At 32.9% G+C, this 12,660-nt stretch carries 16 protein-coding genes; all 16 read right to left on the reverse strand.

All coding sequences use genetic code 11. The features are described from left to right. Nucleotides 1-47: 47 nt before the first annotated feature. Nucleotides 48-1,064 carry an NAD(P)H-dependent glycerol-3-phosphate dehydrogenase gene (locus tag B5D16_RS01295; protein WP_078765141.1) on the reverse strand — a complete coding sequence of 339 codons (1,017 nt, stop codon included), beginning with the start codon at nucleotides 1,062-1,064 and terminating at the stop codon, nucleotides 48-50. Nucleotides 1,065-1,066: 2 nt separating this feature from the next. Next, nucleotides 1,067-1,729, reverse strand: coding sequence for a glycerol-3-phosphate 1-O-acyltransferase PlsY (gene plsY, locus B5D16_RS01300; protein ID WP_078765142.1), 663 nt, complete (start codon nucleotides 1,727-1,729; stop codon nucleotides 1,067-1,069). A gap of 3 nt (nucleotides 1,730-1,732) precedes the next feature. After that, nucleotides 1,733-3,055: a ribosome biogenesis GTPase Der gene (gene der / locus B5D16_RS01305; protein ID WP_078765143.1), complete on the reverse strand. Its 1,323-nt coding sequence runs from the start codon at nucleotides 3,053-3,055 to the stop codon at nucleotides 1,733-1,735. A 133-nt stretch (nucleotides 3,056-3,188) separates the two neighbouring features. After that, nucleotides 3,189-4,109, reverse strand: a complete 921-nt coding sequence (gene pgeF / locus B5D16_RS01310) for a peptidoglycan editing factor PgeF (protein ID WP_078765144.1) — start codon at nucleotides 4,107-4,109, stop codon at nucleotides 3,189-3,191. Nucleotide 4,110: 1 nt separating this feature from the next. Beyond that, nucleotides 4,111-4,461 carry a YraN family protein gene (locus tag B5D16_RS01315; protein ID WP_078765145.1) on the reverse strand — a complete coding sequence of 117 codons (351 nt, stop codon included), beginning with the start codon at nucleotides 4,459-4,461 and terminating at the stop codon, nucleotides 4,111-4,113. A gap of 93 nt (nucleotides 4,462-4,554) precedes the next feature. Further along, nucleotides 4,555-5,319, reverse strand: coding sequence for a ribonuclease HII (locus B5D16_RS01320; protein ID WP_078765146.1), 765 nt, complete (start codon nucleotides 5,317-5,319; stop codon nucleotides 4,555-4,557). 22 nt (nucleotides 5,320-5,341) lie between these two features. Continuing rightward, the gene (gene ylqF, locus B5D16_RS01325; protein WP_078765194.1) at nucleotides 5,342-6,184 is read right to left on the reverse strand and encodes a ribosome biogenesis GTPase YlqF; all 843 of its coding nucleotides are present in this window, start codon (nucleotides 6,182-6,184) and stop codon (nucleotides 5,342-5,344) included. Nucleotides 6,185-6,291: 107 nt separating this feature from the next. Then, nucleotides 6,292-6,639 (reverse strand): 50S ribosomal protein L19, encoded by a 348-nt coding sequence (rplS, locus tag B5D16_RS01330; RefSeq protein WP_078765147.1) that lies wholly within the window; start codon nucleotides 6,637-6,639, stop codon nucleotides 6,292-6,294. Nucleotides 6,640-6,756: 117 nt separating this feature from the next. Continuing rightward, nucleotides 6,757-7,488 carry a tRNA (guanosine(37)-N1)-methyltransferase TrmD gene (trmD, locus tag B5D16_RS01335; RefSeq protein WP_078765148.1) on the reverse strand — a complete coding sequence of 244 codons (732 nt, stop codon included), beginning with the start codon at nucleotides 7,486-7,488 and terminating at the stop codon, nucleotides 6,757-6,759. Continuing rightward, nucleotides 7,488-8,000: a ribosome maturation factor RimM gene (rimM, locus tag B5D16_RS01340; protein WP_078765149.1), complete on the reverse strand. Its 513-nt coding sequence runs from the start codon at nucleotides 7,998-8,000 to the stop codon at nucleotides 7,488-7,490. The genes trmD and rimM overlap by 1 nt, the downstream gene beginning before the upstream one ends. A gap of 82 nt (nucleotides 8,001-8,082) precedes the next feature. Further along, nucleotides 8,083-8,313, reverse strand: a complete 231-nt coding sequence (locus B5D16_RS01345; protein ID WP_078765150.1) for a KH domain-containing protein — start codon at nucleotides 8,311-8,313, stop codon at nucleotides 8,083-8,085. Nucleotides 8,314-8,328: 15 nt separating this feature from the next. Then, nucleotides 8,329-8,571, reverse strand: a complete 243-nt coding sequence (gene rpsP, locus B5D16_RS01350; protein ID WP_078765151.1) for a 30S ribosomal protein S16 — start codon at nucleotides 8,569-8,571, stop codon at nucleotides 8,329-8,331. Between the two features lie 93 nt (nucleotides 8,572-8,664). Continuing rightward, nucleotides 8,665-10,011, reverse strand: a complete 1,347-nt coding sequence (gene ffh / locus B5D16_RS01355; protein WP_078765152.1) for a signal recognition particle protein — start codon at nucleotides 10,009-10,011, stop codon at nucleotides 8,665-8,667. A 17-nt stretch (nucleotides 10,012-10,028) separates the two neighbouring features. Continuing rightward, on the reverse strand, nucleotides 10,029-10,397 hold the full coding sequence (gene ylxM, locus B5D16_RS01360) for a YlxM family DNA-binding protein (protein WP_078765153.1): 369 nt from the start codon (nucleotides 10,395-10,397) through the stop codon (nucleotides 10,029-10,031). A 122-nt stretch (nucleotides 10,398-10,519) separates the two neighbouring features. Next, the gene (gene ilvA / locus B5D16_RS01365) at nucleotides 10,520-11,728 is read right to left on the reverse strand and encodes a threonine ammonia-lyase (protein WP_078765195.1); all 1,209 of its coding nucleotides are present in this window, start codon (nucleotides 11,726-11,728) and stop codon (nucleotides 10,520-10,522) included. Nucleotides 11,729-11,784: 56 nt separating this feature from the next. Then, complete coding sequence (gene ftsY, locus B5D16_RS01370; RefSeq protein ID WP_423240939.1) at nucleotides 11,785-12,651, reverse strand: signal recognition particle-docking protein FtsY; 867 nt, start codon at nucleotides 12,649-12,651, stop codon at nucleotides 11,785-11,787. Nucleotides 12,652-12,660 lie beyond the last annotated feature (9 nt).

Here is a 12,660-nt window from a genome sequence, read left to right on the forward strand (position 1 = left end):
AAAAACTGTCCCACCTAAAATACAATATATTAACCCCTAAATAAAAATTATTTATTCCATACAAGTTCTGGATGTTCTGCAATATTCTGTCTTAGCATAAGATCCTGAACAGCATTCTCAACTGGTAAATCCTCAAATAAAATCTTATTAACTTCCTCTATGATTGGCATTTCAATTTTATATTTATTCGCTAGTTCTAAAGCGGCCTTAGCTGAAACAGCACCTTCAACAACCATGTTTACTTCTCTAACCGCTTCATCTAATGTATATCCCTGTCCAATTAAAATACCAGCTCTTCTATTTCTAGAATGCATACTTGCACATGTAACAATCAAATCACCAATACCAGATAATCCAGCAAATGTACTTACATTCGCCCCCATAGCTAAACCTAGTCGAGTAATTTCTTTAATACCTCTTGTAATAAGAGCAGCTTTAGTATTATCACCATATCCAAGTCCATCAGCCATACCCGCTGCAAGTGCAATTACATTTTTAAGAGCACCACAAAGTTCAATTCCAACCATATCTGGACTTACATAAGTTCTAAAGTACTGTGAAGCAAATACATCCTGAATGTATTTCGCTGTTTTTTCACTTTTTGCACCAACAACACATGTTGTAGGCATAAGTTTTCCAACTTCTTCAGCATGAGTTGGACCAGATAAAACGCATACATCACTACCTGGTACTTCTTCCTCAATTACATCAGTTAAAAACATTAATGTACCATCTTCAATGCCCTTTGCAACATTAAGAATAATCTGTCCATCTTTAACTTTCCCATTAAGTAATTTAGAAGTACTTCTAATAAATTTAGATGCAACTGCTAATACAATAATATCTGGATCATTCTGCAAACTTTCATCCAAGTCACCAGTTACTTTTATTTTTTCAGAAATCACAATACCTGGTAAACTAATTTTATTCTCTCTATGTCTTTTTAATGATTTAACTTCAGTGCTTACAGCGGACCACATAGTAACATCATGTCCATTGTTATCAAGTAAAACTGCTATACCAATAGCCCATCCACCTGCACCAAGGATTGTAACCTTAGCCATTCTTATGCCTCCTTAACTCCAAGCTTACGCTCAGTACCATTTAATAATCTTTTTATATTTTCTCTATGTCTAATTAAAACAAATATAATGAAAATCATTATTAAAATATATGCTTCAATTTGATTTTCCTTATGTGTTGGCCAATGATTAACCGGATGATTTGTCTGATTAAAAACAAATGTTGAAATAATTAACGATGTAACTGCAACAATTGATCCTAATGATACATATCTAGTAATTAATGACAAACAGAAAAACAAAACAAATCCAATTAATGTAACTCTAGCATCACCAAGAGCTATAATAACGCCTCCTGTAGCTGCAACACCCTTTCCACCTTTAAAATTCATGTAGAATGGGAAATTATGTCCAAGTACAACACCAAGACCTGCATATAAAACATATATATACAACATCTTACTATCTGAATGGAATAATAATTTAATAAACGCACTACATACAACAGCCTTAAAAACATCACCTATAAATGTTATAAGTCCAGCTTTTTTACCTAATACTCTTAAAGCATTTGTTGTACCAGAATTACCACTACCATGCTTTCTAATATCTATGCCATGCATTTTTCCATAGATAAATGCTGTCTGAAATAATCCAAAACCATATCCTATTATCACGCAAACTATTCTAGCAAATATTCTATACATAATTTAAGATTCCTTTCTTTCTCTAATGATAAATTTAAGTGGAGTACCCTTAAATCCAAAAGTATCCCTAATCTTATTTTCAATATATCTTGTATATGAAAAATGCATAAGCTGTTTATCATTAACAAAAATAACAAATGTAGGTGGCTTAATAGCAACCTGTGTAATATAGAATAATTTAAGTCTCTTACCCTTATCAGTAGGCGGCTGCTGTAATGCAACTGCCTCTGACATGATTTCATTAAGAACACCAGTACCAACACGCATAGACTGTGTTTCAATAACCATGTCGATAACATCAAAGAGTTTATTGATTCTCTGGCCAGTTTTCGCTGAAATAAATATAATTTCAGCATAAGGCATAAATGATAATACATCTCTAATATCTCTTGTGTGCTCATAGATTGTTTTATCATTCTTTTCAATGGCATCCCACTTGTTTACACAAATAACAATACCCTTGCCTCTGTCATGTGCTATACCAGCAATTTTAGCATCCTGTTCAGTAACACCCTCTGTTGCATCAATAACAATAACAACAATATCGGCTCTTTCAACCGCACTAACAGCTCTAATGATACTAAATCTTTCAATTTCTTCCTTAATCTTCGACTTTCTACGAAGACCAGCTGTATCTATGAAAATATATTCCTTTTCATCATGAGTAACTAAAGTATCAATTGCATCTCTAGTGGTACCTGCAATATCAGATACAATAACTCTGTTTTCGCCAAGTAATTTGTTTACAAGTGATGACTTACCAACATTAGGTTTACCAACAATTGCAATCTTTGGAGTTTCATCATCTTCTTCCTCACCATCAGATTCAGGGAAGTATTCACAAACCACATCAAGCAAATCACCTATGCCTAATCTACTTGCAGCAGAAATTGGATGTGGATCACCAATTCCAAGATTATAAAACTCATACATATCCAAAATATCTTTTTGAAAATTATCAACCTTATTTACAGCTAAAACTATAGGCTTCTTGCTCTTTCTAAGCATATCACAAACCTTACTATCACTATCAACAAGGCCTTGTTTAACATCAGTAATAAAAATAATTACATCAGCTGTATCTATGGCTATCTGAGCCTGATCTCTCATCTGTGAAAGAATAACATCATTAGATTCTGGCTCAATACCACCTGTATCAATAAGAGTAAATGATTTATCAAGCCAAGTTGCATCGGCATAAATCCTATCTCTTGTAACACCTGGTGTGTCCTTAACTATTGAAATTTTTTCTCCTGCTAAAACGTTAAAAAGTGTTGATTTACCTACATTAGGTCTACCAACAATTGCAACTACCTGCTTTCTCATCTTAACTCCAATCTATTCTTTATTTTCTCGCGAAATATCCCATTTAATTTTACTACATTTATGTGTTTTTGTAAATCTCATAACTATATATGGTATAACGTAAATATGTTTTTCTTATATATTCTGTTATGAATTAATCTTTAATGGTTAGGAAAGCTGCAAGATTACCTCTTTTACCCATACTTGCCCTATGAGAATATAGAAAATCCGGATTATGACAGGTACAAATATCCGTAACACTTATGTTTGATTCTTTTATTCCAGCATCAAGTAAAACCCTTTTATTAGCTTCCCATAAATTCAATTGATACTTACCGTTTCCTTTATCAATAAGAATTTTATCTCCATTAAAAATTCTATTATTTAAATTACTATCATTCTTTATTACATTTAACTTATCATCACTGATAACAGGAATATCTCTCAAATCAAATTCTTTTATAAATTCATCAGCAACATCCTTACTAACCTCATAACACTCCATACATATGGACGGACCGATGGCACATATTACATCACTAGGATTTGTTCCAAATTCTTCAGCCATCTTTAAAAGCGTAGCCTTCCCCATTCTATTAACTGTTCCACGCCAGCCAGAATGTGAAAGTCCAATTGCTTTATTCACCGGATCAATAAAATAAAGCGGAACGCAGTCTGCATAGAAAGTTGCAAGTACCAAGCCTTTTTCGTTAGTTACTAAACCATCAATGTCTTCAAACCTTTCCTTACCATGCATTCCTCTTCCCGCATCATCTAGATAAACTCTTTTAACATTAGTAGTATGTGTTTGATTTGACATTATTATTTTTCCCATGTCAAATCCAACAGCATCACTTATAAGCTCATAATTTTTATATACGTTCTCATCTTCATCACCACGAGTGAAACTTAAATTCATGCTATATAAATGTTCCTTGCTAACACCACCAAGCCTTGTTGTGAAAGCATTTGCTATAAAATCTATCTCATCAAGATTCTTAAATGTTATATAAGGAACATCACCTTTTTGCCTTATTTCTGTCGTATTCTTACCTGTTTTAAATATATTTAACATATTACATCCCACCAAATGCATTCTTAATCAATTTAACGTCATCACCCATAATTGCAATTGCATCAAACCTAATAGGAATATTTTCTGAATAACCCTTATGTTTTAAATAAGTTCTCGCAACATTAATTATGGTTTTAACCTTACTTTTAGTAATTGCTTCAAGAGGATTTCCATGAATTCCATTAGTCCTATACTTAACCTCAATAAAGCATAAATACTTTCCATCTTTAGCAATAATATCAATCTCGCCTATGCGACACCTGTAATTAAACTCAATGATTTTATAACCATTTTTAGTTAAGATATCAGCAGCAATTTTTTCATAAACCGTCCCAATAAACCTTTTATTCATATATACTCCAAAAATTATATTCAGGAGAGCCCTCTGCGGCTTTGAGCGTAGTCAAAGATTATCTTTAGATAATCTTCCTCTCTTCTCCTGAATTTATACATAACTATGTGTAAAGCTTCTTCTATGAATCTCACATAATCCATACTTCTTAATCGCCTCAATATGAGCCGCTGTACCATACCCCTTATTCTTAGCAAATTCGTACTGAGGATACTTTTCATCATATTCTTCCATTAAGTGATCCCTATAAACCTTGGCAACAATACTTGCTGCCGCAATTGATTTGCACTTAGCATCACCTTTTATAATCGAAACCTGTTTAATATCAACTTCAGGTATTTTTACAGCATCATTAAGTAAAAGACTTGGCTTAACCTTAAGCTTTTCAATTGCAATTCTCATAGCCTCATAAGTAGCTCTTAATATATCTGTTTCATCAATTCTCCACGCACTAACAACGCCAACCTGAGCATCAATTGCATTCTCAAGAATAATTTTATTTAGTTCCTCTCTCTTTGCTTCAGAAAGTTTCTTTGAATCGTTAATATACATAATATCAAAGCCTTTAGGTAGTATAACCGCGCCTGCTACAACTGGTCCAGCAAATGGCCCTCTACCAACCTCATCAATACCACATATATATTCAAAATTATCATAAGTATTTTCAAAATAATTCATGATTTCAAGGCGCTTTAATTCCTTGTTGTAATCATCAATTCTTTTATTAGCTCTTTTTATGATATTTACAACACCACTTCTTTCATCATCCTTGAAATTCTGAATCAATTCACCTAAATTATTAACATCTGTTTCATCAAATATTTTCTTTATTTCACTAATTGGTAACTTTTCACTCATATTTAACCTTACCTTAAATATATTACTCTACATACTCTAATGTAATTTTGCCTATTCTTCCATTTCGATAATCATCAAATAAAAGCTTAGCTGCTTTTTCAATATCAGGTTCACCACCCTTGGCAATACAACCTCTATTAACTGCTATATCAGAAAGAATCTTAATTTCATTATCTTCTTCATTAATGCTATATTTCTCTGCAAGAAGACCGCCATAATTCTCTTTTAATCTTTCAATAAGCTCATAAGATAAATCATCAAGATTTAAGATTTCATCGTTAATTGAACCTATTAAAGCAAGATTTAAACCAACTTCATTACTTTCAAACTTAGGCCAAAGAATACCCGGAGTATCTAAAAGCTCAATGTTTTTATTAAGTCTAATCCACTGTTTACCCTTTGTAACGCCTGGTTTATTACCAGTTTTAGCTGCAGCCTTTCCAACTAATGAATTAATAAATGTAGACTTACCAACATTAGGAATACCACAAACCATGGCTCTAATTGGCCTATTCTTAATTCCACGCTTTCTATCTCTTTCAATCTTTTCCTTACAAACATCAAGAATAATATTATTAATATTCTTAACGCCAGCACCTGATTTTGAATTAATCATGGTAACGAAAAATCCTTTGGACTTAAAATATTCCATCCATTTTTCGTTATGTGTCTTATCGGATAAATCTGATTTATTTAAACAAATAAGTCTATATTTGTTATTTGCTAATTTATCAATATCAGGATTTCTACTACTAAGGGGAATTCTCGCATCAACTATTTCAATAACCAAATCAATAAGTTTGATGTTTTCTTCCATCATACGCTTAGCTTTTGTCATATGTCCTGGATACCAGTTAATGTTTATTTTATTATCACTCATATTTTCACTTCCTTAAATAAATATCAACAACATTATAACACACAATATAAAAAGCTACCACTAATGTGGTAGCTTATAAACTTTGTTTTTAATTATCTAACAACTTCTTTAACCTTAGCAGCCTTACCTACTCTGTCACGGAGATAGTAAAGTTTAGATCTTCTAACCTTACCACGTCTGATAACTTCAATCTTTTCGATTGTAGGTGAGTGAAGTGGCCATGTCTTTTCTACGCCAACACCGTTTGATAATTTTCTTACTGTGAAAGTAGCTCTTGTGCTTCCACCCTGTTTCTTAATTACAACACCTTCGAAAGCCTGTGTTCTTTCACGGTTACCTTCCTTAATCTTAGCGAATACTTTAATTGTATCACCAGTATTAAATTCTGTGATGTTCTCTTTAATCTGAGCATTTTCGATTTCTTTAATAATGTTATTCATCTTCATTTCTCCTTATATCTTGATTCGACGTTCTTAATACTAAAGTAACAGAGGAACATCTCTTTTTAATACAACTCAAATATATTAACATATTATTTACATAAAATCAAGCAATTTTTATTTATTCTTCAATTTATTAAGATACTCGATCTCTTTCTTGGATAAATTAGCTTCATCTAAAAGATCTGGTCTACGTTCTAATGTACGCTCAATTGATTTTTCTCTTCTCCACTTTTCTATGTTTGCATGATGACCTGATAAAAGTACTTCAGGTACTTCCATGCCTTCATATACTGGAGGTCTTGTATACTGTGGATATTCTAGCAAATTATCACAGAAAGATTCAAATTCAGTTGATGCTTTGTTATTTAATACTCCATCTATGTTTCTTGCTATGGCATCAATCATTACCATACTTGGTAATTCTCCACCTGTAAGAACATAATCACCAATTGAATAGTAATCCGTAACTATCAACTCTAATGCACGTTCATCTATACCTTCATAATGTCCACATAAAAATATAAGGTTCTCTTCCTTAGCTAGTTCAATTGCATCTTCCTGTTTAAAAACCTTACCCTGTGGAGTTAAATATATAACTCTAGGTTTCTTATCCATATCTTTTGTTATGTCTCTAAAACACTCGACAACTGGATGTGGCTGAATAACCATACCAGCTCCACCACCATATGGATAATCATCAACATGCATATATTTATTATCAGCATACTGTCTAAAATCAATTGTATTAACCGATATTAATCCATCATTAATTGCGCGCCCTATAATGCTTGTATTCTTAAAAGAATCAAACATATCCGGGAAAAGCGTCATTATATTAAAATTCATTATATGAGTCCTTCCATCAAATGAATTGTTATTTTCTCATTCTCTAAATCTACTTCCTTAACACAATCATCAATAACTGGTACTAAGACTTCACCATGCTCCTTTGTGTTAATTACATAGACATCATTTGCTCCTGTTTCCATTACATCCTTAAGTCTTCCAAAAAGACTACCGTCTTCAAGATAAACAGAAAGGCCTAAAAGATCAGCAATATAATATTCGCCTTCTTCAAGTTCTACTGCATCTTCTCTTTTTACATACACATCAATGTTTTTTAGTTTAAGAGCCATATCCATATCTGTAATATCTTCAAATTGAAGAATTGCAAACTGTTTAAAATATTTAACAGAAACTATTTTATGAGCTTCATACTTTCCTTTAATATCAAAGAATACATCTTTTTCAATTAAATCTTCAAATCTCTTCATATCATCTGTTGTAGGAAAAACTTTCATTTCTCCTCTAACACCATGTGGTTTTACTAATACACCAACTCTTAAGTAATCCTGCATAATTCTCCTTTTCTCCTATATAGGAGTTTTATTCTATAAAAGGCAACCAGAATATGCCCGGTTGCCTTTTTATATTAAATAATTACTGTATAATATCTACAATAACCTTCTTATCTCCTTTAGATGCAGCTGCTTTTACAACGCTACGAATAGCTTTTGCAATTCTACCCTGCTTACCGATAACTTTACCCATATCATCATCTGCAACTTTAAGTTCGACTTTGATAGTGTCACCTTCAACAGTTTCAGTAACTACAACCTGGTCTGGAGAATCTACCAATGACTTGGCAATTACTTCAACTAGTTCTTTCATGAATTCACCTCTATATTACTGAATACCTGCAATCTTTAAAAGTTTTCCAACTGTTTCTGTAGGCTGTGCACCCTGAGATAACCACTTCTTAGCAGCTTCTTCATTAAAATCAAATACACTTGGATCTCTATTTGGATCATATGTACCGATTTCTTCGATAAATCTACCATCTCTAGGTGATCTTGAATCAGCTACAACTATTCTGTAGAAAGGTGCCTTCTTTTTACCCATTCTTTTTAATCTCATTTTTACTGCCATTTTTAATTCCTCCTAATTACAAATCCGACTAGATTTGTTTCTAAAAATATATTATTTATTTTAATTTAGTTTAATTAACTAAATATGAACTATTTAAAATCCGAAAGGAAGTTTAAAACCTCTTCTCTTTTTCTTTCCGCCACCCATAAGGCCCGGCATCTGTTTCATCATCTTTCTAGCCTGTTCAAACTGCTTAACAAGTCTGTTAACTTCTGCAATGTCAACACCTGCTCCTTTTGCAATTCTATTCTTTCTAGATGGATTAAGTAATGCTGGCTTACTTCTTTCTTCAGGTGTCATTGAATAAATAATAGCTTCAACTCTCTTTAGCTTCTTTTCATCCGGAAGCTGATCTTCACTAATATTCATATTACCTGGCATAAGTTTAAGCATTTCTGCAATACCACCCATGTTATTAATCTGTTGCATATACTCTAGATAATCATCAAAACCGAAATCAGCTTTTTTCATTTTAGCTTCAAGGTCTTTTGATTTCTCTAAATCAAATGAAGCTTCAGCTTTTTCAATGAGTGTAAGTACATCACCCATTCCAAGAATTCTTGATGCCATTCTATCTGGATAAAACTGTTCAAGATCTGATAATTTTTCACCCATACCAACATAAAGAATAGGCTTATCAGTTACTGCCTTAATTGAAAGTGCTGCACCGCCTCTTGTATCACCATCAAGCTTAGTAAGAATAACACCATCAATTCCTACTTTATCATTGAAGTTAGATGCTACATTAACAGCATCCTGACCTGTCATAGCATCAACAACCAAAATAGTCTGATCAACTTCAACTGCTTCCTTGATACCGATTAACTCATCCATCATCTCTTCATCAATATGAAGACGACCGGCTGTATCAATGATAACAACATTATTATCATTTTTAGCCGCATGTGACATAGCAGCTTTTGCAATATCCTTAGGCTTATTATCAGTACCCATAGAAAATACAGGAACATCCTGTTTTTCAGCATTAATTGTTAACTGATCAATAGCCGCTGGTCTATATATATCGCAGGCTACTAAAAGTGGTTTATAACCTTTTTGTTTAAACTTGCCTGCTAACTTTGCAACAGTTGTTGTTTTACCTGCACCCTGAAGACCTGCCATCATAATTACTGTAATTTCATTAGAAGGCTTAAGCTTAATCTCCGTTGTTTCAGATCCCATAAGGTTTGTCATCTCTTCATTAACAATCTTAATAACCATCTGACCAGGTGTAAGTGAATTCATAACATCACTACCAACTGCTCTTTCAGTTACAGCATTAATAAATTTCTTAACAACCTTAAAACTAACATCTGCTTCAAGGAGAGCCATCTTAACTTCCTTAAGTGCAACCTTTACATCTTCTTCAGTAAGTCTACCCTTGCTTCGAAGATTCTTAAATATATTTTGAAATTTATCTGATAAACTCTCGAATGCCAAATTTCTTCTCCTTTGGTTTATAAATCTTCCATAATTTCACTGGCAAGTTTCTTTATGTCTTCAAGTTTCTTTTTATCATCACCTGAAAGACGTTCCCCTAAACTTCCCTTTTCAATACTATTAACATTTTCAATTATATGTTTAGCCTTATCACTTGCATCAATAAACTTTTCAACAAGTTTTAGCTTATCTTCATAACCTTTAAGAGCATTATTACATCTCTTAATTAAATCATGTACGCCCTGTCTTGAGATACCATATGAATCTGCAACTTCACTAAGTGAGTAATCATTAAATACAACATCACTATATACTTCTTTTTGATGATCACTAAGTAATTCACCATAAAAGTCAAATAATAATGATTTCTCTAATATCTCGTTCATACAATCCTCCTAACGTACCTTACATATATTACACTATAAAGAACTGTCTGTCAAGTATTTTTACTTTACATATAAATTATTAAAAATATAGTGGAATCAACTTATCGGATTCCACTTATATTTTAAAGACTTGGTCTAACTTCTCTTGGCTTAAATCCATCTACTTCAAGTCTATTTAAAATTTCTTTCTTATGATCATGACCAAATGTTTCAATTGTAACACGAAGTTCAACTGCAGCATTTCTGTTAATGTTAACGAACTGGTTATGTTCAAGTTTAACGATATTACCCTGCATATCAGCGATTGACTGAGCAACTCTAACAAGTTCACCTGGCTTATCTGGTAACAATACTGAAACAGTAAAGATACGTCCTCTCTGGATAAGACCATGCTGAAGTGTACTTGACATTGTGATAATATCCATATTACCACCACTAATGATTGATACAACTTTCTTGCCTTTTTCCTTAAGATGCTTAAGAGCAGCTATTGTAAGAAGACCAGAATTTTCCGCAACCATCTTGTGATTTTCAACCATGTCGAGGAAAGCATCAATTAATTCATCATCCTCAACAGTAATAATATCATCTAAATTCTTCTGAATATATGGGAAAATCTTGCTACCTGGAGTCTTAACAGCTGTACCATCAGCAATTGTTGAAGCAGATGGTAATGTAACAACCTCTCCCTTAGCAAATGATGCCTTCATACAAGCAGCACCTGCTGGTTCAACACCAATAACCTTAATATTTGGATTAAGCATTTTTGCAAGTGTACTAACACCTGTTGCAAGTCCACCACCACCAATTGGTACTAAAATAACATCAACCGTTGGTAATTCCTTAATTATTTCCATTGCAATAGTACCCTGACCAGTTGCAACATCTAAATCATCAAATGGATGAATGAAAGTACTTCCATTTTCTTTTGCTAATTTAAGAGCATATTCACAAGCATCATCATATACATCTCCGTAAAGAATAACTTCTGCGCCATAACTCTTTGTTCTATTAACCTTCATAAGAGGTGTAACTGTTGGCATTACGATTGTAGCCTTAACACCATAAAGCTTAGCAGCATACGCAACGCCCTGTGCATGGTTACCAGCTGATGCAGTGATAAAGCCCTTGCTTCGTTCTTTTTCACTAAGAGTACTAATCTTGTAATATGCACCTCTAATCTTATATGCGCCCGTAAACTGTAAATTTTCAGGCTTAATGTAAACCTTATTTCCACACTGTTCACTTAAGTAATCACTAAAAACAAGATTTGTATTAAGAGTAACCTTGTTTACAACATCTGCAGCATTTTCAAATTTCTCGATAGTCATCTTATCTTTATCCATTTTCATACCTCCAAACTGTTTACTAAAAACAGAATAACTATTTATTCATCTTTTGTAAAAAGGGCTTGTATAAATTTTTCTGAATCAAATTTCTGCAAGTCTTCAATACTTTCACCAACACCAATAAATTTAACTGGAATTCCCAACTCTGACTGAATTGCTATTGCAATACCACCTTTAGCTGTACCATCCATCTTAGTTAAAATTACACCTGTAATTTCAGCAACTTCTTTAAACTGTTTAGCCTGCTCTAAAGCATTCTGTCCAGTTGTTGCATCAAGTACAATAAAGTTTTCACGATGTGCATCGCCATATTCCTTTGATATAATACGATCTAACTTCTTTAATTCTTCCATAAGATTTTTCTTATTATGAAGTCTTCCCGCTGTATCACATATGATAAGATCAGCATCCTTACTCTTACCAGAAGCAATCGCATCAAATATAACTGAACCCGGATCAGCACCTTCATTAGAAGCAACAATATCTACACCAGCTCTATTAGCCCATGTAACTAACTGTTCACTTGCTGCAGCTCTAAATGTATCAGCAGCCGCAAGAACAACTTTCTTGCCCTGCGATTTATACTGACCTGCCAATTTACCAATTGTAGTAGTTTTACCAACACCATTAACTCCAATAACAAGAATGATTGATTTCTTATTTTCAAAATCATATTCATTCTCACCAATGTTCATGGCATTAGTTAAGTTCTGAATTAATAATTCTCTTAATTCGCTTGGTTCCTTAATGTGTTTTTCCTTAACTTCATCCCTTAAATTATCGAGGATTTCCATTGTAGTCTTAACACCTATATCACTTGTAATAAGAATTTCTTCTAGTTCCTCATATAAATCTTCATCAATTGATGAAAAAGCTGAGAAAACTGAATCAATACTATTTACAATACTATTTCT

It is taken from the genome of Eubacterium uniforme, from assembly GCF_900167115.1.
Classification (GTDB): Bacteria; Bacillota; Clostridia; order Lachnospirales; family Lachnospiraceae; genus Eubacterium_S; species Eubacterium_S uniforme.